This window comes from Bradyrhizobium sp. SZCCHNR1043 (assembly GCF_032489675.1).
Lineage (GTDB): Bacteria > Pseudomonadota > Alphaproteobacteria > Rhizobiales > Xanthobacteraceae > Bradyrhizobium.
In genome coordinates this window covers 25,590-46,441 of the sequence record NZ_JAUEYN010000019.1, presented here as the reverse complement: position 1 = coordinate 46,441, position 20,852 = coordinate 25,590, and the positions used below count along the sequence as shown (strand labels likewise).

The 20,852-nt window shown below is 66.4% G+C and carries 22 protein-coding genes; 6 read left to right on the top strand and 16 right to left on the bottom strand.

What is annotated here, in order from left to right; genetic code table 11:
- Positions 1–145 precede the first annotated feature (145 nt).
- From QX039_RS29545 to QX039_RS29530, 4 genes are all read right to left on the bottom strand, one after another.
- Entirely contained in the window at positions 146–862 is a 717-nt protein-coding gene (locus QX039_RS29545; protein ID WP_315754567.1) for a DnaJ domain-containing protein, read from the bottom strand.
- A 110-nt stretch (positions 863–972) separates the two neighbouring features.
- Positions 973–1,731, bottom strand: a complete 759-nt coding sequence (locus QX039_RS29540; protein WP_409998902.1) for a VWA domain-containing protein — start codon at positions 1,729–1,731, stop codon at positions 973–975.
- 153 nt (positions 1,732–1,884) lie between these two features.
- Positions 1,885–2,772, bottom strand: a complete 888-nt coding sequence (locus tag QX039_RS29535; protein ID WP_315740335.1) for an alpha/beta fold hydrolase — start codon at positions 2,770–2,772, stop codon at positions 1,885–1,887.
- Between the two features lie 404 nt (positions 2,773–3,176).
- Entirely contained in the window at positions 3,177–4,100 is a 924-nt protein-coding gene (locus QX039_RS29530; RefSeq protein ID WP_315740336.1) for a division plane positioning ATPase MipZ, read from the bottom strand.
- A gap of 262 nt (positions 4,101–4,362) precedes the next feature.
- Between QX039_RS29530 and panC the strand changes: the two genes are divergently transcribed.
- On the top strand, positions 4,363–5,214 hold the full coding sequence (gene panC, locus QX039_RS29525; RefSeq protein WP_315773113.1) for a pantoate--beta-alanine ligase: 852 nt from the start codon (positions 4,363–4,365) through the stop codon (positions 5,212–5,214).
- A gap of 171 nt (positions 5,215–5,385) precedes the next feature.
- On the opposite strand, the gene QX039_RS29520 is transcribed toward panC, so the two are convergent.
- The 8 genes from QX039_RS29520 to mgtE all read right to left on the bottom strand — a co-directional run bounded on the left by QX039_RS29520 (position 5,386) and on the right by mgtE (position 12,085).
- Complete coding sequence (locus tag QX039_RS29520) at positions 5,386–5,826, bottom strand: DUF1489 domain-containing protein (protein ID WP_315740338.1); 441 nt, start codon at positions 5,824–5,826, stop codon at positions 5,386–5,388.
- Positions 5,827–5,849: 23 nt separating this feature from the next.
- Positions 5,850–6,848 (bottom strand): hypothetical protein, encoded by a 999-nt coding sequence (locus QX039_RS29515; RefSeq protein ID WP_315773112.1) that lies wholly within the window; start codon positions 6,846–6,848, stop codon positions 5,850–5,852.
- Between the two features lie 298 nt (positions 6,849–7,146).
- A complete protein-coding gene (locus QX039_RS29510; RefSeq protein ID WP_315740340.1) occupies positions 7,147–7,338 on the bottom strand; it encodes a hypothetical protein in 192 nt (63 codons plus the stop codon).
- A 239-nt stretch (positions 7,339–7,577) separates the two neighbouring features.
- On the bottom strand, positions 7,578–8,237 hold the full coding sequence (locus QX039_RS29505) for a glutathione S-transferase family protein (protein WP_315740341.1): 660 nt from the start codon (positions 8,235–8,237) through the stop codon (positions 7,578–7,580).
- Between the two features lie 143 nt (positions 8,238–8,380).
- Positions 8,381–9,253 (bottom strand): hypothetical protein, encoded by an 873-nt coding sequence (locus QX039_RS29500; protein ID WP_315740342.1) that lies wholly within the window; start codon positions 9,251–9,253, stop codon positions 8,381–8,383.
- A 161-nt stretch (positions 9,254–9,414) separates the two neighbouring features.
- Positions 9,415–10,233, bottom strand: coding sequence for an aldo/keto reductase (locus tag QX039_RS29495; RefSeq protein ID WP_315740343.1), 819 nt, complete (start codon positions 10,231–10,233; stop codon positions 9,415–9,417).
- Positions 10,234–10,309: 76 nt separating this feature from the next.
- The gene (locus QX039_RS29490) at positions 10,310–10,585 is read right to left on the bottom strand and encodes a helix-turn-helix domain-containing protein (RefSeq protein WP_315740344.1); all 276 of its coding nucleotides are present in this window, start codon (positions 10,583–10,585) and stop codon (positions 10,310–10,312) included.
- A gap of 81 nt (positions 10,586–10,666) precedes the next feature.
- Positions 10,667–12,085 carry a magnesium transporter gene (mgtE, locus tag QX039_RS29485; RefSeq protein ID WP_315754474.1) on the bottom strand — a complete coding sequence of 473 codons (1,419 nt, stop codon included), beginning with the start codon at positions 12,083–12,085 and terminating at the stop codon, positions 10,667–10,669.
- A gap of 110 nt (positions 12,086–12,195) precedes the next feature.
- Here mgtE and QX039_RS29480 point away from each other — a divergent pair, with 110 nt between their 5' ends.
- Both QX039_RS29480 and QX039_RS29475 read left to right on the top strand, forming a co-directional pair.
- Positions 12,196–13,032 carry a polysaccharide deacetylase family protein gene (locus QX039_RS29480; protein ID WP_315773110.1) on the top strand — a complete coding sequence of 279 codons (837 nt, stop codon included), beginning with the start codon at positions 12,196–12,198 and terminating at the stop codon, positions 13,030–13,032.
- A gap of 240 nt (positions 13,033–13,272) precedes the next feature.
- Entirely contained in the window at positions 13,273–14,466 is a 1,194-nt protein-coding gene (locus tag QX039_RS29475) for a polysaccharide deacetylase family protein (RefSeq protein WP_315773108.1), read from the top strand.
- A 116-nt stretch (positions 14,467–14,582) separates the two neighbouring features.
- Here the strand turns inward: QX039_RS29475 and QX039_RS29470 are convergent, their stop codons facing one another.
- From QX039_RS29470 to QX039_RS29455, 4 genes are all read right to left on the bottom strand, one after another.
- Positions 14,583–14,957, bottom strand: a complete 375-nt coding sequence (locus tag QX039_RS29470) for a hypothetical protein (protein WP_315740348.1) — start codon at positions 14,955–14,957, stop codon at positions 14,583–14,585.
- A 223-nt stretch (positions 14,958–15,180) separates the two neighbouring features.
- Entirely contained in the window at positions 15,181–16,419 is a 1,239-nt protein-coding gene (locus QX039_RS29465; RefSeq protein WP_315773107.1) for an FAD-binding oxidoreductase, read from the bottom strand.
- A 16-nt stretch (positions 16,420–16,435) separates the two neighbouring features.
- Positions 16,436–16,786 carry a RidA family protein gene (locus tag QX039_RS29460; protein WP_315740350.1) on the bottom strand — a complete coding sequence of 117 codons (351 nt, stop codon included), beginning with the start codon at positions 16,784–16,786 and terminating at the stop codon, positions 16,436–16,438.
- A 40-nt stretch (positions 16,787–16,826) separates the two neighbouring features.
- On the bottom strand, positions 16,827–18,323 hold the full coding sequence (locus QX039_RS29455) for an amidase (RefSeq protein ID WP_315773106.1): 1,497 nt from the start codon (positions 18,321–18,323) through the stop codon (positions 16,827–16,829).
- A 206-nt stretch (positions 18,324–18,529) separates the two neighbouring features.
- Between QX039_RS29455 and QX039_RS29450 the strand changes: the two genes are divergently transcribed.
- From QX039_RS29450 to QX039_RS29440, 3 genes are all read left to right on the top strand, one after another.
- Positions 18,530–19,195: an XRE family transcriptional regulator gene (locus QX039_RS29450; RefSeq protein ID WP_315773104.1), complete on the top strand. Its 666-nt coding sequence runs from the start codon at positions 18,530–18,532 to the stop codon at positions 19,193–19,195.
- A gap of 86 nt (positions 19,196–19,281) precedes the next feature.
- Complete coding sequence (locus QX039_RS29445; RefSeq protein ID WP_315773102.1) at positions 19,282–19,638, top strand: hypothetical protein; 357 nt, start codon at positions 19,282–19,284, stop codon at positions 19,636–19,638.
- A gap of 60 nt (positions 19,639–19,698) precedes the next feature.
- Positions 19,699–20,220: a DNA-binding protein gene (locus QX039_RS29440; protein WP_315773101.1), complete on the top strand. Its 522-nt coding sequence runs from the start codon at positions 19,699–19,701 to the stop codon at positions 20,218–20,220.
- The last annotated feature ends 632 nt before the right edge of the window (positions 20,221–20,852 follow it).

Genomic DNA, 20,852 nt, shown 5'->3' with positions numbered 1-20,852 from the left:
GCTGCAAACCACTCGTCAAGGATTTGCCGCTAGAACTTTTTCACCATGACGAACGATCGTGCCTGGCAAGGGCGAGAGCCGCAGGCGTCGACAAAGTTGCGTTGAAAGCGGGTTCGGTGTTGTGGCGTTGGTGGCGTTGCCGGAGTTAGCCGTGATGCGTACGAAGCAGAGTATCCTTGGCCTCGTTCACCCGGGCGGCGAGGTACGTCGACCCCCCTTGGTCGGGATGCAGTTTCTTCATGAGCGCACGGTGGGCCCGACCGATCTCGTCTCGCCCCGCGCCCGGCTGCAGGCCAAGGATCTGATAGGCCTCCTCTTCCGTCATTTTGGAGCTCGACGCCGCGCGTCCCTGCCGCCCTGCCGCATCGCGCTCCGCGTGCTGACGCCAAGCGGGAAACCGGCGGTCCAGATAAGTTTCAAGTAGAGCGACGCTGTCGGCATCGAGGCTCGGCGTCATCGCGGCGAGCTGCGGCAGATCGAACTCGTCCAGCGACCGGCCGGCATGGACGCCGGCGACGAAACGGCCCTGCATCTGCCCGCTGTCGTGATCGAGCACCATCTCGATGAATTGCGAGCGCACCCGCGAGTTCTGACCGGACGAGCGCTGCCCGCCCAGCCCGAACATGCTGCCGACATTGCCGAGCCCACCCGGTGACCAGCCGAGCAATCCCGCCCCGAACAGCCCGATCGGGATCGCCACCACCAGCTCGCCGCGGAGGCCGGTGAAGGCTGCCACCGCAAGGCAGCCGATGCCGCCGGCAAACTTGAGCGCGCGCGCCAGCGCCGCCGGATTCGCGTTCCGGAACATCTGCAGCAACAGATAAAGGGTGATGACGGCGACGGCGCCAGCGATCAGTGTCATGATCCGAATATAGGGCGTGTCGGGACAAAAAGCATGATCGGCTGCGTACGCGACCGGCAGGCTCGAGCCGGTGCGCCGGGCTTGATATTGGCGGCGGCCGAGATCGATCTCTACTTCATCTGCCCGATCAGGCGTGCCGCGCCCGCTTCGGAGCCGGCGAGCCGGAGCAGCGCCGCGCGACCACCGGCAGCATAGGCCGCGGCGGCGCGCAGAAGATCGCGCAACTGCGCGGATGCGCCGGGATCGAAGCGGCACCATGCTCCCCCTGACAGCCGCGCCATCTCGCGAAAAGCCTGCTCGGCCGCGGGCTCATTGCCCTCCTGGAACATGAACAGCGGGACCTTCAACAGCCCGAGCTCGCCGGCCTTTGCGCAGAGCACGTCGACATTCTCCTCCATCGCGTCGCCAACGAACACGACGGCGCGGATTCCAGACGCTGTCGCATGGCGTCGAGCCTCGGCAAGAACCTTGCCGATCTGGGTCTGGCCGCCGCGGCAATCGATCTTGCCCATCAGTCGGGCGAGCTCAGCGCTGTCGGAGATCCAGCCAGTGGCGCGGCATTCATCGAAACCCCGATAGTACACCAAGCGGATATCAAGGCTGCCGAGGGCGGCGGCCTCGCGAAACATGTCGGCCTGCAGGGCACAGGCCATGTCCCAGGTCGGCTGGCGGCTCAGGGTCGCATCAAGCGCAAAGACGAGACGACCTCTGGTTCCCTGAGCTGCAGGAGCCATGGCCTTGGCCTGCGCGACGAACGCCGCAACGGCGCCTGCCGTGGAGCGCGCATCGTCCGGCAACCGTTGCTGGCGCGAGCCATCGTCGGCCGAGGTCATCGGCGCAGAACCTGGCTTCGTACGACGATCGACCATACGCGCACCTTGCTCGGACGCGCATCATGTGGGCAGCCGGACGAACAGCGTCAATGACGGCAGCGGCCCATCTGCCGCATACGCCGTTCATTCCGCCCGTCGTGGTGGGCGGCAAGGGTCAGGCGAGGCTGGCGTGCACTCCGGCTTGCGCGCTCAATGCGTCAGTGGCTTGGCCGGCGTCGCGGTCTTGCCGACCGGCGCATAAGGCGCGACGGGCCCCGGATCGAGCAATGGTGTCTTGGTCTTGACCGGCCCGATGTCGCTGCTGCTGTCGCTGTCGGCGAGGAACTTGTCCAGCATGGCCTGGATCGACGACTTGGCGTCGTCGGGTCCGGTGTCGCGCATGTCGTTGTGCTGGAAGTCCGTGTTGACGACCGTGATGCCTTCCTTCTCGCAGATGTCGTCGCTCGGGATCACGCCGGGATCGGTCTTGAATTGCGGGTCCTTCGAACGGAACGACAGGATCTTGAACTTGCCGTCGGTGACGAACGGGACGCGGAGGTTGTCGAGCGTGACGACCTTCCGGACGTCTTCGGGATACTGCTTGGCGAAATACATCGAGATGTCGCCGCCCATCGAATGACCAACCATCGTCAGATGATCATAGTCGGCGTTCGGCTGCACTTGGTGCATCTGCTCGACGGCGAACCGGATGTTGGCGACGCCGCGCTGGATCTGCGGCAGGCGGCCGACATAGGGCTCGCCGACCTTCGTCACCATCGGCGCATCGGTCGGCAGGTCGTGCTGGATGCTGACCGCCATGTAGCCGCGCGCAGCAAATACGTTGGCCAGGAACGAGTACTCGGTGAACTTGACGGTGTTGCCGTGATTGAGGATCGCGACCGGCAGCTTGACCATGCCGGCTTCGGCCTGCATCTCCTTGTCGCGGCGTACGGCCACGGCGACTTCGACCAGACGGTTGTCGCGCGAGGCGTCATAGAACCTGATGGTCTCGTGCCGGATCGCCCACTTGCTCGCGGTGAAGTAGCCGACGGCCGCCAGCACGCTGACAGACACAAGAACGGTTATTCCACGCTTCATGTTCGTCCCTCGGGAGCACAATCAAAGGTAGTTTTGAACCTGTAAGACTCTCGCGACCCGTTCTGTTTAATATATGTAACGGCGCTGTGACAGGAAGACCAAATGTTGTGTATCGGTCGCCCGTTCGTTGTGCGCCGCACCTAGTTGCTGTGCAGCATAGCGGGTTCCGTCGCCCGTCTCTGTAACTTGAGCCCTGAACGTCAGGTTCAAATCAGTCATGAATTTGACGGTAATCTAGCGAAGTTGGCGGCCGCGGCGTTGACCTGAGACAAATCTTCCTCGTCCGCCCCAAGCAGGCTGAACGCGCCGTCCCCCCCTGTCACGCGGATTGTTAACCAAGCGGCGGGCGCACGTTCAACGCGCACAATGTCTCAGGCGCGGCTTCGCCGGACTGCGGACGGTATTCAGGCGCTGATGATGTCGTGCAGGTCGAGCGGCTTGTCGACCTGGGCGAACCATTCGGCGCGGTTCGCGGCGCGGCGGCGGCCGCGCTCGTCCAGCGGCAGCTTGAGCTGCCGCAGCAGGCTGGTGACCTCCTCCCGGGCCGTGACGTGGCCGAGATTGGGGCGGGTGCCCAGGGTCGCTTCGTCGATGTCGTCGAGCGCGGTCAGTCCGCGCGGGAAGAACTCGCGATAGACGACGCGTTCGGCAAAGCCGTCGATGGCGCGAAAGCCGAGCCGCAGCGACAGGTCCTTGAGGCCGTCGGCGACCAGTTGCTTGTTGCGGGAGCCGAGCATCGACAGCCGGTTGCGGACCACGATCCAGTCGGTCATCGCACCGTCCACCTGGCGGCGCTTGCGCCGGACGTCACGCACCATCTCCGCATAGTGGCTCTCGCCGGTCACGGCATAGGTCGCCGGATCGACCGTTCCCAGCACGTCGAAGTCGAGGAAGCTGTCGTTGATCGGCGTGACCAGCGTATCCGCCATCGAATGCGCCAAGCGCATCAGGTAGCTGTCGTTGCCGGGCGTATCGATGACGATGAAATCGAACGAGCGTTCGACGGCGCTCACCGCCTCCATGAACTGCTGGAACTCGGCGTTCTCGTTCTCGTCGATCTGCAGCGTCCGGCCGAGCTGGATGCAGTAGTGCGTGGGCAGCTCGAGGCGCAGGCCGGTGCGGCGCGCCCAGGCGCTGCGGTTGTTGATGTAGTGGGTGAAGCTCTGCTGGCGACAGTCGAGATCGATCGTGGCGACGCGCTGGCCGGCCTTCAGGAGTGCCACGGCGATGTGCAGGGCGGTGGTCGACTTGCCCGACCCGCCCTTCTCGTTTCCAAGCACAACCACGTGGGCCGAGCCCGATTGTCCTTGGCTAGTCTGCACCAGCATGTTGTCGACCTCTTACGATCATCTTCGAGTCACGGTCGTCTGCGGTCAAGTGAAATGCATCGTCATCGTGAATCCCACGGGGGACGCATCCTCCGCTACTACTTGACGCGCGCGTTTACCAACTCCGCATCGGACGCGGAGACGTGCTAACAGGCGTATTCAAGTATGCTGAGCGGCGTGTCGCGTCCTTGTTAAGGGCGGTCGCCCGAGCGTCAAGACCGAACAGAGCAACCGCAATTTTTCGCTGTGAGATCGAGCAAAAATGTCACGAAGCCCTCGCATCGCCCGCACCGTTTCCGCCCTCCGCCGCGAGCTCGACAGCTTGCGCGCGAGAAAGGCCAGCATCGCGCTCGTGCCGACCATGGGCGCGCTGCATGAAGGCCACATCTCGCTGGTCAGGCTGGCGAAGCGCCGCGCCGACAAGGTGGTCGTCTCGATCTTCGTCAACCCGACTCAGTTCGCGCCGACGGAGGATTTCGGTTCCTACCCCCGGACCTGGAAGGAGGATGTTGCGAAACTTGCGGCCGAGCGCGTCGATCTGATCTGGCATCCCGACGCGAAGGCGATGTATCCGGACGGGTTCGCGACGCGGGTCGTGCCGGAAGGCGCGGCATTGGCCGGGCTGGAGGATCGCTTCCGTCCGCATTTCTTCGGCGGGGTCGCGACCGTGGTCGCCAAGCTGTTCACGCAATGCCGGCCGGACGTCGCGATCTTCGGCGAGAAGGACTATCAGCAGCTCCGCGTCGTCGCCCAGATGGCGCGCGACCTCGATCTCGGCGTCCGCGTCGTCGGATCCCGTACGGTGCGCGAACGCGACGGGCTCGCGATGTCGTCGCGCAATGTCTACCTCACTGCAGACGAGCGGCGGGCGGCGCCGACGCTGCACCGTGTCCTGAAGGAGCTGGCGGCCCGGCTGCGCGCCGGCGACGACATGCAGCCGGCGCTTGGGGACGGCGCCGCCGCGATCACCCAAGCCGGCTTCGCCTTGGACTATCTCGAGGTCCGCCACGCCGAGACGCTGGCCCCCATCGCCCCGAACGAGTCAGGACCGATACGCATCCTGGTCGCGGCCAAGATCGGAACCACGCGACTGATCGACAATATCGCCGGCTGAGCCGCCGGGAAATCAGCGGCTCGCCAAGACCGCGAGTGCTCCTTCGCCCGCAAGGGCAGAGGCAGCGGCAACTGACGCCGGGTAGAGCGTACGCTCTGCCCTTGCGATCGAGTCTGAACTTCCGCCCCGGCGTGAGATGCTCACGTGCAACACCGGCAACTCGTCGAGCGGCTACAGCAGGCCGAGATCGCGCAGCTCGCGGCGCAGCGGCTCGGGCATGGCTTCGACCCCCGCCGCACTGGACTTGCCGAGATCGGCCGGCGCATCCTCGGTCGTCAGATAGCGCCACCCCTGGAACGGACGCATCGGCCGCGGCGACACCGCGATCACCTTCGGCTGCATGATGATGCGGCACCGCCCGATGCCGTCGCCGTCGCGGAACGGCTCGATGCCGACGATCTTCTCGCGCGCGGCGACCTCACCGCGGATCACCCAGTACAGCGAGCCGCCGGCGAGGATGTCCTCGACTCGTTTCGGCGTCATCCGCGTGACATGGACGTGCTGCTGCGGCAGGCCCTTCTTCTTGGCCGCGAGCATGCGCTCGGCGATCCACTCCTTCAGCTCTTTCACGGACTCGCAGCCGACGGCGAGCTTGATCAGGTGCAGAGGCATGATGGCGGTTCGACCAGCGGGATCTATTCGTTGTTGGCGGCCGGCTCGGCGGCGTCAGGCGCCGCCTGAGGCGCCGCGGCAGCCGGCGGCTTCGGCTTCGGTGCGGCCTTCTTGGCCGCCGGCGGCGCCTGGGCGTGGCTGGCAGCCACTGTCGGCGGCGCTGCCGGCGACGGCGCAAGCTGCGTCGGCGGCTTCGGCGCAGCGGCTGCCGGTGCGACCGAACGCGTCGAGGCCGTCGGCTCGGGATTCATGATGCTGACCGGCGGGGTATTGGCCGAGCTGGGAAATTCCGCGGTCGTCGGCTTGCCGCTCGGCGCCGACGGCGCCTGCCCTGGAGGCGCCAGTCCCGCAAAGGTTCCAGCGACGGGCTGGCCCGGGGCCGCATTCCACTGCGAGGCGTAGCGCGTCACCAGCCCCTCATAGGTCCGCCCTTCCATGTTGTTCATCAGTTGCTGGCGATCGCCCACGGCACGGAACATCACGCAATCGCTCGGCGTGCAGCGGTCGCGCGTCAGCAGCACATAGGCCATCAGGCCATAACGATCGCGCTCCACGGCGCGGCGCAGCGCCAGCAGCTCGGCGGTCATCACCTTGTTGGCGCTGGCGACGTCGCCCGCCTGGGACAGCCGGCTCAGCATGCCCGCCGCATAACTGACGGCCGCGGCCGTCATCTCGGCCGACCCGAACAGGCTCTTCTCGCAATTCGCGAGCACCAGGTCGCCGGCGAGATCATCCACGCAGGCCAGAGCGGGCGGCGAGAAGCTGACGGAGGCGGTCGCCGCAGGATCGCCATTGGCGCCGCGCGGGCTCGCATCCTGGCTCCGCATCATCGACGCCACCGCAATCCCGACCGCCAGCAGCGTGATCACCGTCAGCGCGCCGTTGGCGACCGATTTCTCGGCCCTGAGCAGGGTCATCAGGACGATCAGTGCAAAGAAACCCGCCGCGGCAACGGTGAGCCACATCGGGAACGCCGGTGAGTTCAAGAGCTGATCCAACGAGGAAGGCCAGGTCGAGTTCATGCGCGCTTGTTCCTGACGTGGGCCAGCGAGAGCGGGCCCGATGGCGTCCCTACATGGGACGGCCGTGAAACGATCATCAAATTCAAATGATCACCCGATCGATTGCGGCCCCACCACGACAATAGGACGATTCCATGCGCCTGCGGGCGCCGGATGGTGTGGAGCTACCCGCTATCCCCAAAGGGATCGCGCAGCAATCGTCAGCGTCTCGCGCCACGGCTCCCGAACGCGTGGCAACTCCCCCTCTCGCTTCGGCTACGTCTCCGGCGGCCGCCTCCGCCGACGCGGCACGTCATCCTCAAGACAAGGCCAATTGGCTCTCTCTGGCAACCCGCTCAAAGGCTTCCGTCGAGCTTTTGATCCGATACTGGCAGTCGTCGTCTTCCGTCGGAAGCTGGCGGATGATCTCGTAGGTGCCGGTGGCGGCCGGACGCGAGACGTTGCTCGCGGTAAAATAGACGGTCGATCCAATGGGGAACTTGTGTTTCAACGCCCTCTCCTGCTCGCGTGCCGGCAAGAGCCCCTTGTCCCGCTGCCCGGGCCGGCGTGTCTTTATAAATATCGCGCTTATATCACGCCGCCGCCCGCCCTGACCAGCGACCTCACGACATGGCAAACACGGAGATTGCGAGAGTCTTCAACGGGATGACGCCGTAGGCGGTATTCCTGGACGAGCGCGTCGGGGCTCGCTCGTCCACCGCAGACCATATCGTGAACAGGCGACGCCGTTCAGACTTTCTCGACCCGGTCGATGATCCAGCTCTCCGCAAGTCCGTCCTTCACCCACGCCGCGAACTCCGGCATCGCCATCATCGTGTCCATGTAGGCGCGGGTCTCGGCGGCGACCGGAATGGCGAAGCTGTGGAAGCGCGTGACCACCGGCGCGAACATGGCATCGGCCGCGCCGAAGCGGCCGAACAGGAACGGCCCGCCATTGCCGTAGCGGGCACGGCAGTCGCGCCAGATGTCCTCGATCCGGGCGATATTGGCCTTGGCATCGGCGGACAGCTCCACCGGCCGCACCGGCCGGTGCAGGTTCATCGGGCATTCGTTGCGCAAGGCCGGGAAGCCGGAGTGCATCTCCGCGCAGACCGATCGCGCGTGGGCGCGGGCAGCGGCATCGGCGGGCCACAGCCCCGCTTGCGGGAAACGCTCTGCGAGATATTCGATGATCGCGAGCGAATCCCACACGCTGATCGCGCCATCGATCAGGATCGGCACCTTGCCGGCCGGGGAATGCTTAAGGATGCGCGCCTTGTCGGCGGGATCGTCGGTGTAGAGCGGGATCACGATCTCCTCGAAGGCGATGTCGCAGCCGCGCAGCGCCAGCCACGGCCGCATCGACCATGAGGAATAGTTCTTGTTGCCGATCACCAGCTTCAGCGTCATGTCCAGCCGTCTCCGTGTTCAGGCGTGCATGGGCCGCGCCGTGTCGGCCATGGGAGCCTTGCCTTCCAGGACGCATACAGGATCGGCGGCGGCCGCGTCGACAGCGACTTGCTCCGATTTGCGTCCCCTTGCGCGCAACACGATCAGCGCGTGAAGTCCTGCGGCGTGAACGACATCTCGATCACCTTCCACTCGTCATAGCGATCCCGCGGCAGCATCGAATAAGGCTGGCAGGCGTTCAATGCCTCGACGGCGCTTTCCTTCAGCTGCGCAGCCTTCAGCGGTGCGATCACCTCCCTCACCTCCGGCTCCGTCGCCAGCCGCCCGTCGGGCGTCATTGCGAAGCGCAGCCTGACCATGACCCGGTCGGACGGTGACATCGAAGCCGAAAGACGGGCGCAGCTCCTGACCCGCTGACGCAGCGCCGTCTCCAGATTGGCCGCGAGGTTGGTCGTCGCGGCCGGCCCGGCGTCCTTGGCATCGTCCGGGCCGATTGCCGGCGGCAGCGGCGAAAGCGGCTCCGGCAGGCCCAGCATGACGCCGTATTTCACCGTGATGTCGGGCTCGGGCGGTACATAGCTCGGCGCCGGAGCCGGCACAGGCGGCGGCAAAGGCTTGGCGGCCGACTTCGCCTCCGCCTTGGCGGCCGTCTTCACGGCCTTGGACGGCGGCATCGGCGAAGGCTGCGGCAGCGCCGGTGAGGGAGACGGCGGCTTCGGCATCTCCTTCGCCTCCTGCACCGGTGGCTGCGCCGGCTCAGGCGCCGGAGGCGGCGCGGCGGCCGCCGGCGACGGGCTCGGCGCCGGCTGCGGCAGCGTCAGCTCGGGCGATGGCGACGGCACCGGCTCCGGCGTCTTCTGCGGGTCGTCGGCATCGACGATGTCGACGGCAACCTCGTCAGTCCTGGCAATCTCGTAGGGACGTACCGTGGTCGAGACCACGACCCCACCGGCGATCAGGAGATGCGCGAGCACCGATGCGGCGATGCCCCAACGGATGAACTGCCAACGTTCCATGCTGCTTCACTTGCGCCCGCGCCTGACCGAACGCCGGACCGATTGCCTGGGCTGCGCGCGGTCTCGCCGATCATTGGCAGGGATTGCAGCGCCAGCCGCCATCCGGCCCGCCGGCCGCGCCTGCCATGTCGGTGTCTAGCATAGCGGCGCGGGCGCCGCCCTCAATCCCATTTCGGCGCAAAGGCGAAGTTGGTCATCCGTCCTTCGGGACTGCCCATCGCGAAGATGTCGGCCATGTCCTGCTCGGACAGCTCGAAATCGAACACGTCGAGGTTCTCGGACAGCCGTTCGATCTTCGAGGTGCGCGGGATCGCCACCACGTTCTGCTGCACCAGCCAGCGCAGGCAGATCTGCGCCGGGCTCTTGCCATGGGCGCGGCCGATCCGCGTCAAGGTCGGATCGTTCTTGATCTTGCCCTTGGCGATCGGGCTGTAGGCGACAAGCGCGATGCCATGGCGCGCGCAGGCATCGCGGACCTTGGTCTGATCGAGATAGGGATGATACTCGACCTGGTTGCACACCAGCGGCTCGGGCGATGCCGCCACCGCCTCGTCGAGCAAGGCAACCGTGAAATTGGAGACGCCGACGTGGCGTGCGAGCCCGAGCGTCTTGGCATGCGCCAGCGCGCCGAGCGTCTCGGCCAGCGGCACGTGCGGGTTGGGCCAGTGCAGCAGCAACAGGTCGACCTCGGAGACGCGCAGCCGGACCAGGCTCTCCTTGGCCGAGCGCTCGAGGTCGTGCGGCGCGAAATGCGTGGTCCACACCTTGGTTGTCAGGAACACCTCGCTGCGCCGGACGCGGGACGCACGCAGGCCCTCGCCGACCTCGTGCTCGTTCTCATAGACCTGCGCGGTGTCGATGTGCCGGTAGCCGAGCGTGAGCGCCTGCTCGACGATGCGGCTGCAGGCGCGCCCGCGCAGCTCCCAGGTTCCGAGACCCAAAGCGGGAATTCCGGCACCATTGGCCTCGATCATCAGCATGGCCGTGCACTCCAGAGCGCGTGCAACATTATGTAGGCACACGCTGGGCGTTGCCAACGCACGACCCGTGTTTGGCTTAAGTCTTGGCTAAGGCGGCAAACACCGTCTCGGGCGCGTGCGCGATGACGGTGAGCAGCGCGCGCGCCGGGCCGCGCGGCATGCGCTTGCCTTGCTCCCAGTTGCGGATGGTCTCGACGGGCACGCCGAGCTTGGCGGCGAATTCCTGCTGGGTCAGCTGCACCCGCCGCCTGAGGTCGCGCACTTCGAGCGGAGCCGCGGGCGCCAGCGGAATCTCCTCGCCGTCACGCAGCTCCACGATCCGTCCATCTGCCTTCAGCCGCAAGCGTTGCATCGTCCGACTCCGTCTCGAGCGACAGTCTCGCCGAACCGCGTTAAGGCCGGATTAACGATATAAGTCGTTCAGGGATTGCGCTTATTTCAAGCCGAACCACAGCGTGGCGATGCCGAGAAACGAGAAGAAACCGACGACGTCGGTCACCGTCGTGACGAAGGTTCCCGAGGCGACGGCCGGGTCGGCGCGGACGCGTTCGAGCACCATCGGAATCAGGATGCCGCCGAGCGCCCCCGCGACGAGATTCGAGATCATCGCAAGCCCGATCACGATGCCGAGCCCGGGCATCTTGAACCACGCCACGGCGGCGATGCCGGTGACGAGCGCGAAGGCCAGACCATTGACGAGCCCGACCAGCCCCTCGCGGATCACGACCCGCATCGCATTGTTCGGCCCGAGCTCGCGCGTCGCCAGCGCGCGCACCGCGACCGTCATGGTCTGGGTCGCGGCATTGCCGCCCTGGCTGGCGACGATCGGCGCGAGCACGGCGAGCGCCACCATCTGCTGCAACTGGCCCTCGAACAGGCCGAGCACCGATGACGCCAGGAACGCGGTGGCGAGATTGATCAGCAGCCAGTTGAAGCGGCCCTTGGCGATGGTCCAGACGCTGTCGGACAATTCCTCGTCGCCCGACACGCCGCCGAGCGCCTTGAAATCCTCGTCGGCCTCCTCCTCGATGACGTCGACCACGTCGTCGATGGTGATGACGCCGGCCAGCCGGTTATCGGCATCGACCACGGGGGCCGCGACCAGATTGTACTTGCCGAACAGCCGCGCCACCTCGGCGAGATCGTCGGTGACGGTGACGCGACGGCGGTCCTCGTCGATCAGATCGGCCAGCGGAACCGGACGGCGGGCGCGCAGCAGCGCATCGAGCGACACCGCGCCCTGCCAATGCCGTGCGTCGTCGACCGCATAGATCTCGTAGAACCGCTCGGGCAGATCCGGCGTCTCGCGCATGTAGTCGATGGCCTCGCCGACCGTCCAGCCCAGTGGAACCGCGATGACCTCGCTCTGCATGCGGCGGCCGGCCGAGCCCTCGGGATAGTCGAGGCTGCGCGCCAGCGCGTCGCGCTCCGACGGCGGCAGGCGTTCGAGGATCTCCTCCTTGTCCTCCTCGTCGAGGCTTTCCAGCAGCTCGACCGCATCGTCGGATTCGAGCTCGCGCACGCCCTCGGCGACGGTCGCAGGCTCGAGCTCCTCGAGGATCTCCTCGCGGACCGCGTCGTCGACCTCGTTCAGCGCGGAGAAGTCGAAATCGGTGCCGGTCAGCTCGACCAGCCGGACACGGTCGTCCGGCGCGAGCGCCGCGATCAGGTCGCCGAGATCGGCCTCGTGCAGCTCGGCGACCTCGGCGCGCAGAAACGCCTCGTCCTCGGCGGCGATCGCCGCCGTGATGGCCGCGATGAATTCGGCGCGAATCTCGCCGGATTCGGTGCGCATCGGCGCGCGATCGCGTAGAGTAGCATCAGCATGGGCAACGTCCGATGTCTCGTTCATGACGTGCCTCACGCGCTTGATTTCAGAGCAAATGGTCTGATTTGTGCTTTCACGCATTACATAATCGGCAACAGCGAGCGCAACGGGAAAAGATGCGGCTTTGGCGACCGATGACGGGATGGGTAAACGCGGCCGGCGTCGTGGTGGCGCTGCTTGCGGCTGACGTCGCCGCAGCCGCGCCCGCCGCATGCCCGCGCGAAGGTACGCTCGGCACGTCGCGCATTCTCACCGTCGATCCCGCGACACATCCGCGCGTCGGCCTGAAGAGCTTCCCGGACACGCTGCCGCTGCACGACGGCGAGGTGGTGCTGACCTTCGACGACGGTCCGTCGCCGCCGATGACCGACAAAGTGCTCGCCGCGCTCGCCAGGGAATGCGTGCGCGCGACCTTCTTCCTGGTCGGCGAGCCTGCGTCGCGCCGCGCCGCGCTGGTGCGGAAGATCGCGGCCGAAGGCCACACCATAGGCCATCACACCTTCACGCATGCGAATCTCGCGCACATCACGCCGGGACAGGCCGTCGATGAGATCGATCGCGGCATCGGCGCCGACGAGAAGGCGCTCAACGGCGCGGAGACGACCACGCCGTCGACGCCATTCTTCCGCTTTCCCTATTTCGAATCGACACCGGCGACGCTCGACCTGCTGCAGTCGCGCGGCATCGTCGTGTTCGGCGCCGATCTCTGGGCCAGCGACTGGAACCCGATGTCACCGCAGCAGACGCTGAAGCTGCTGACCACCCGGCTGAGCCAGGCGCGCAAGGGCATCATCCTGCTGCACGATCCGCAGCCGCGCACGGTCGCCATGCTGCCCGCGTTCCTGCGCTACCTGAAGAACCACGGCTATCGCGTGGTCCATGTGGTTCCGAAGCAGCCGGCAGATGTGCATCACGAGCAGCATAGCGAGCGCCCTTCACCCGCGCCGACGACGCCGAACGAAGGTGGTTAATCCGTCGTTCAGGACCCCTGTCTACGCTCGACTGCCGTGATCACGGCGATTTCCGCCGCTTGCAATCCGGCAACAGCCGCGTGCAAACCGGAACCCGGAACGATGTCATCTCGCGACAGCCGAACATCCCTGCTATGTCTTGGCGGTCGCTTGCCCGTCCCGCGCGGCTGCGACACATCATCGAGCGTCGAAGACCCTGGCCGAAGGGGCCGGGACGGTGAAGGGAATGTGAGCAGCGTGATGCGTGATCGTCAGTGGGCTTGCGTCGGACGGCCAACATGGTTCGCAGTGCTGTTGGGCACCGTCGCCTGCGTCGCCTCCAGTGTCGGATCGTCAGCCGCATCGGCGGCCGATTGTCCCGGACACCCGAACGCGCTCGGCACGTCGCGCGTCCTGGTAGTCGATCCGCACGAGCATCCGCGCCTGGGCGCGATGCAGTACAAGGCGACGCTGCCGCTCAAGGATCACGAGGTCGTCATCACCTTCGACGACGGGCCGCTGCCGAAATACAGCAATCGGGTGCTGCAGATTCTCGCCGACCAATGCGTCAAGGCGACGTTCTTCACCATCGGCCGCCAGGCCAAGGCCGATCCCGAGGGCGTGAGGAAGCTCGCGGCCGCCGGCCACACCATCGGCACCCACAGCCAGAACCATCCGCTGAGCTTCAACAAGATGACGCTCGAACAGGTCCAGCCGGAGGTCGATCAGGGCGTCGCCTGGACGAAGGCCGCGCTCACCGATCCCTCCGCGCTGTCGCCGTTCTTCCGCGTGCCCGGCCTGCTGCGCGGTGACGCCGTGGAGAGCTACGCCGCCTCGCTCGGCCTGCAGGTCTGGAGCGCCGATTTCCTGGCCGACGACTGGCGAAGCATTTCCGGCGCCAAGGTCTACGAGCTCGCGATGAAGCGGCTGGAGGCGCGCGGCAAGGGCATCCTGCTGCTGCACGACATCCAGGCCCGCACCGTCACGGCGCTGCCGAAGATCCTCGCCGATCTCAAGGCCAAGAACTACAAGATCGTGCACGTCGTGGCGGCAACGCCGGACCGGCCGGCGACGCCGACCGAGCCCGAGGATTGGCTGGTGCATCGTCCGTCGGACGAGACCCCGGTGGCGCATTGGCCCAGGATCGCGCCCGTCGATCTCGCCGGCGCCGAAACACGCGCCCGCGCCAGGCTGGACGATTTCGGCATTCTCGACGTGCCCGCGGCCGTCACGCACGGCGCGCAGAAGCCGGCATGGCCGCGTCCGCCGCTCGCGCCGCGCCTTGCAGCGCCGGCCTTGGCAGCGCCGGCGCCCAATCTGTTCGCATGGCCGCCTGTCGCGCCGCTGTCGGCGCAGCGGCATCAGCTCGCCCGGCTCGAGAGCCCGGCCCCGAAGGCGGCGACTGCCAAGCCGGCGCCGCGTCCGCTGCGCCTCGCCAGCCTCAGGCGACGCTGAACATTCGCAGATGTTGCACGCGGGGATGCGGCACGATTCGCTCGCCCTCGCCTTCGGCTGCTCGAGCTCGATATCGCGGCGATCGGCCTGATGCACACCGCTCGCGGTGCGACCGGTCAGTTCGAGACCAGCTTGCTGACGCAGAGGATGACGGCGGCGGCCAGGAAGAACAGGTCGATGTAGGATTTCTTCTCGCCGTCCTTGCGCAGCGATCCGACGTCGGACACCACCTGCCTGCTGACCACCTGCCCCACCGGCCCGTCGCCGAGCATGCCGGCCAGCCGGCGGACGTCCGATTCCATCTTCTCGATCCGTCCGAAGAAATGGAAGGTGCGCACCACCGTGACGGCGCGCATGCCGGCATAGATCAGCACCACGAGCGCCAGGACGGCGCGGTTCTGGTACTTCTCGATGTAGTTCAGGCTGAGATAGACGGCCGCGAGAAATACGAAATTCGAGATGAAACGGTACACGAGGCCCGTGAAGTTCATCTGCTCCCCCACATGATGTTCGGATCACTGGCCGACGACAGAACTCACGAAACGCGTTTCGCCCCCGCGTCCTGGTTCAACCGGCGTCACCCTAGGAGAGCGGGCTTGCGAATTCGTGAAGTGGAAATTTTGCAGCGCCAGAACAGGCCCGCTTGGTAAACAAGGGACTGCCCGGAGAGCGCCGCTGCAGCCTGCAATTGCAGGGCTGCAGCAGCTCTCGCAGCTATGCGCCGAATCGCGCCGGCGCGCAGGCGGCGACGTCGACGCTCGGCGCTTCGCCGCTCATCAGCTCGGCGAGGATGCGTCCCGTCGCGGGCCCCAGCGTGAAGCCCTGGTGGCCGTGGCCGAAATGCAGCCACAGGCCCTTGTGACGCGCCGCCTGGCCGACGACCGGCAGCATGTCGGGCATGCACGGCCGCGTGCCGATCCACGGCTCGGGCTCCACCGGCTTGCCGAGGTCGATGAGCTGGCGCGCGGCAGCCTCGGCCTTGCCGAGCTGAACCGGGGTCGCCTTCGCATTCGGCGATGACAGCTCGGCGCCGGTCGTGATGCGCACGCCGAGCGCCATCGGGTTCATCAGATAGCCGCGCGCCGCATCGCGCAACGGCAGATCGAGCGGGGCGCCGCCGCTGTAGTGACGGTGATAGCCGCGCTTGCGCACCATCGGGATGTCGTAGCCGAACTGCTTCAGGAACTCCGGCGACCACGGTCCGAGCGCGACCACCACGGCCTCGGCCTCGATGCGTCCCTCCGCCGTGGTGACGGCCCAGCCGCTGCCCGCCTGTGCGAGCGTGGTCGCGTCGCCGCGCAGCAGCTTGCCGCCGCGCCGCGTGAACAGCTCGGCATAGGAGCCGACGAGGCTGCCGGGGTCGGACACGGTCCACGGCTCCTGCCAGTGCAGGCCGCCGATGCCGCTGTCGATCAGCCCGGGCTCGGCCTGCTTGAGCTGCTGGGCGCTGAGCAGCTTGAACTTGACGCCGAACGCCTTGCCGACCGCCTCGGCCTCCCTCGCCTCCTTGTCGAACTGCGCTTGCGTCCGGTGCAGCACGCGAAAGCCGTCGCGGCGCACGAGATTGCCGGCCCCGGCCGCGAGAATCAGCGGCTCGTGCTCGGGCGCGGCGCGTGCGATCAGTTGCGCATAGGTCCGCGTCAGCACCTCGTGCCGGGCGGGGAACGAATTCCACCAGTATTGCAGCAGCGGGCGCACGTGATAGGGCAACGCCGCGAGGCTGTAGTGCACGTCGTTGGTGCGCGCGAGCGCAATGTCGAGCACGCCGGCGAGATCATAGGGCATCGCGTAGGGCCTGACGGCCTCGCTCTGGATGATGCCGGCATTGCCGTAGCTGGTCTCGCGGCCTGGCTCCCTGCGGTCGACCAGCGCCACTGACCAGCCGCGGCTCTGCAGGTGCAGCGCCGTGCCGACGCCGACCATGCCGCCACCGAGAACGATCGCGCTTTGCATCGTCATCACTCCTGCCTCAGGTCCGCGCCGCCGCGACGACGGTGACCTCGATCTTCACATCCGCCATCATCTGGGCCTGCACCGTGGTGCGCACCGGCAGCGGGTCCTTGAAGTGCCTGCGATAGGCCTCGTTGTAGGCGGCGAAATCCGCCTTGTCGGCGAGGTGCACCATGCAGGACACGACGTCGTCGAGCGTCAGGCCTTCGCCGGCAAGCGTCTCCGAGATGTGCTTGAAGACGAGATCGGTCTGCGCCGCGATGCCTTCGGGAATGCTGCCGTCATCCGCAACCGGGATTTCGCCGGACAGGAACACCAGGCCGCCGGCGCGGCGCACCAGCGAAAACGGCCATGAGGGGGCGTCGGACATCGTTAGTCGCTCCAGGATGTATTGATCATGATGGCCGGCCTCAATCCCACGCCATGAAGCCCGGCGTCTGCGCCAGTGGCGGCAGCGACGCGAGCTTGGCGAGGTCCGGCCGTGGACGGCGCAGCTCGGCGTCATCGGCAAAGGCGGCTTCCAGCGCCGCGGCGACGCCGAGCACCAGCGCATCGCCGCCGCGGGGACCTACGATCTGCAGGCCGAACGGCAGGCCGTTGTCGTCGAGGCCGAGCGGCAGGCTGAGCGCGGGATGGCCGGCGAGCGTCACCGCATAGGCAAGCGCCAGCCAGTGGAAGTAGGAGCGTGTCGGCACGCCGTCGATCTCGGCCGGATACAGCTCGACCCACGGCCGCGGGCTCAAGGTGATGGTCGGACTGATCAGCACGTCGTGGCTTGCGAAGAAGCCCTGATAGGCGCGGTAGATGCGGGTCTGGTTGGCGCTCGCGCGCGAAAAATCGTCGAGGCTGTAGCCGAGCCCCTCCTCGACATTGGCGCGCACGTTCGGCCCCAGCATGTCGGGCCGCTCGCGAAAATTCTTGCCGTGCTGGGTGAGGAACAGCGAGGCGCGCAGCACCGCGAAGGTCTCGTCGGCACCGCTGCAATCGGGCGCGCTCTCGTGCGCGTCAGCAAACAGCGGCGCGATGCGCGACACGCGCGCGCGGAAGGCGCGGCGGATCAGCGCTTCCGTCGGGGCAAAGCCGAAATCCTCGGTGAAGGCGAGCCTGAGCGTCTTGAGTTCGACCACCGGCGGCACCACCCAGCGCGATGGCGCGCCGCGCACGGCTTCGCCCGGCAAGGTGTAGGCGAGCGGATCGCGCGCATCGTCGCTCGCCATCACCGACAGCATCAGCGCGGTATCGCCGACATCGCGCGCCATCGGCCCATCGGTCGACAGGCACGACCAGCCATGGGCGCGCTTCTCGCTGGCGACGAGGCCGTACGACGGCCGCATGCCGACGATGCCGGAGAAGCCGGCCGGATTGCGAAGGGAGCCGCCGGTGTCCGAGCCGGAGGCCAGCGGGGCCATGCCGCAGGCGAGCGCGACCGCCGAGCCGCCGGAGGAGCCGGCGGCCGAGCGCATCGGATCGAACGGATTGCCGGTGGCGCCGAACACCGGATTGCGGGTGTTGCCGCCCGCCGCCCATTCCGGCGTATTGGTCTTGCCGAAGATGATCGCGCCGGCGGCGCGCAGCCGGCCCACCGAGGCCTGGTCGACGGCCGGAACATTGTCGGCCAGGATCGGGCTGCCATAGGTGGAGCGAATCCCGGCGGTGTCCTGGGTATCCTTGATCAGGACCGGCAGGCCGTGCAGCGGCCCCCTGTCCTCGCCCCTCACGATCTCGGCCTCGGCGGCCTTGGCCGCCGCGCGGGCAGCCGGCTCGTCCAGGGTCACCACCGCGTTGACGGCCGGATTCACCGCCGCAATCCGGTCCAGACACGATTCGAGCAGCGCAACCGGCGAGATCGCCTTTGTTTTCAGGAGGTTGACCAGCTCGACGGCGGTCGTGTCGCAAATCGATTCCACGGGGCTTCTCTTTTCCGTTTCGGAAAACTATTTAGCATATAGGAAATCGAATGCACGACCCGAAAACGCATTGTTCCACCGCTGTCCACGCATGACCTTCGGACATCGGGGCACCCAATTGAATATGTTGTTCTTTGGGGCGAGATTGTCGGCCTGCCCCGGCCATCGGCACGCCTGATCCGCTAACGGATTTTCCGGAGATCGCTTTGACAGACACTGCCATCAGCGTTTCAGCCGAAGCCCCCCACTCCCAGCTCGGCCAGTGCCTGAAGGCGGCCCGGCAGGCGCGCGGGCTGACCCTGAAGCAGGTCGCCGAAAAGACCGGCATGGCGCTGTCGACCCTGTCCAAGGTCGAAAACGGCCTGATGTCCCTGACCTATGACAAGCTGCTGCAGCTCACCTCGGGCCTGCAGATGGACATCGCCGAGCTGTTCAGCCCGACGACGCCGCGCCCCGAGCCGGGCCGGCCGGTGACGGCACGGCGCAGCATCAGCCGCGCCGGCCAGGGCCAAGTGGTGAACACGAGGTTCTACACCTACACCTATCAATGCACCGACCTGATCGGAAAGCGCATGGTGCCGATGATCGCCGAGGTGCGCGCCCGCACGCTGGAGGAGTTCGGCCCCCTGCTCCGCCACAGCGGCGAGGAATACTTCCTGGTGACCCGCGGCACCATCGCCGTGCACACCGAGTTCTACGCGCCCGAGATCCTGCACGAAGGCGACGGCATGTATCTCGACAGCACCATGGGCCACGCTTACCTCAACGCCGGCGAGACGGACTCCGCGCAGGGCGTGTGTCTGTGCACCAGCGAGCAGGCCGATCTGTTCGAGCAGCTGCACCGGATCGCGAAGAAGGATGCGGTGGAGTGAGGGGCGCGTCGGCGGCACGTTGAAGCAGAGGCGAGACGCGCTATGTTGAACAAAGAAGGTTTTTGTCCAACAGAACCCGGATCATCATGGCCAAGGCACCTGCCGGCAAATCCCCCTCCCGCCGGGGCAAGCAAACCGCTCACGGCATGTCGCGCCGGCCTCGTGTTGAGGCGACGATTGGACGCGTCGTCCCGAGCGAGACGCGCGTCCAGGCGGTCATGCGGGCAGCCGAACGGTCCGGACTCGTCAAGGACAAGGCGGGACGGATTGGCGGACGCGTGAGCTCCGCGTTGGTCCGGCAGGCCAAACGGCAAACGGGAATCGAAACGGATACCGACCTTTTCGAGTTTGCTCTCGCGACCATCGCGCTCGAGGATAATTTCGCGCAAGTCTTCAAGGAATCGCGCGGGACGGTCGATCCGAAACTGAAGCTCGGCTATTGACGTGGCGGCATTCGACTTCGAGAGCGCGCGGCGCTGGGCGCGTTTCGATCCACGGGGAACGTGGCACGGCGGAGCGATGACGAGCTGCCATTTGTCGGACCCGGCCTGATTGCCGGACAAGGACTTTTGCTCGACACTTGTGTCTATATCGACCAGATGCAGAGCCGCTCACCTCCCATTCTGGACGAAGTCATCGCGCGTCGTCAGGTCAACCACTCGATCCTTGCGGTGCAGGAGTTGATGCACACGGTTGGCGCCTTGAACCCAACCGACTCGCGCACTGCGTCCGTCATCGCGGTGGTTGGACGACAGATCAAGGCAACGCCCTCGCATTGCGTCTTCATCCCAGACGCCGAAATTCTTGGACGCGCAGCACTCCTGTCAGGCATCCTTTGCCGAACCCAGGGTTATGACAAAGATGGCAAGTTCCGCGCTCTCCAGGATTGCGCGCTGTTCCTTCAGGCGCAGAAGCTCGGCTTGGTGGTCCTGACGGCAAATGTCCCCGACTACGACATATTGCTTCAGCTCATACCGAAGGGACGAGCGCTCTTCTATCGAGGAGCCGACCCTGATCGGGCTTAGAGCTTTGCATTGAGCCAGTCTCGGTCGCTGCGCTGAGGCTGCGTGTCCGCACAGCCGTCTTGGATTCTTCATGTCGGACGTTGCGCCATGGCTGCAACGACGTCTCCTCGCTCTCATGGTTCAACGCCGTCCCGAGCAGCGCGGGAGAAAACCCGGTTGCGCCAAAACTCTGTTTTCGTCTGCCCCCTCAACCACATCATCCCTGTCCAGTCGTTCCGTGAAAAATATTCCTCTTTCGCTTTTCCGAAAATCATGATTTTCTACCACCGTCCCGCCTCGGCACGAGGGGCGTATCGCGATCGTCACGACACGCGGGGTGGGATGCGGTGGGCGTAGCGAGTCGCAGCATGCTCGACATGCGGACGAACGATTCCGATGCGCCGGCGAAATCGTAGGGTCCTGGCCTCCCGGTGCTGAGGCCAAGCTCGTGACAACGCGTTCGCGTTGCGCGGGTGACGGGGGCAAGACAGCCGGTCCCCGGGGAGAGGACGTATAAGCCGCCCAACCATCGCGCGGGGAATGCCGGGATGTCTCGGCTGAACCTGTGGTTCCTGCCGCCTGCACTTTTTTCGCAGGCGGGCCATGGGTGCGGCCAGCGCCCGGCATTCCCCGCCCCCTCGTTGTCGAGAGGG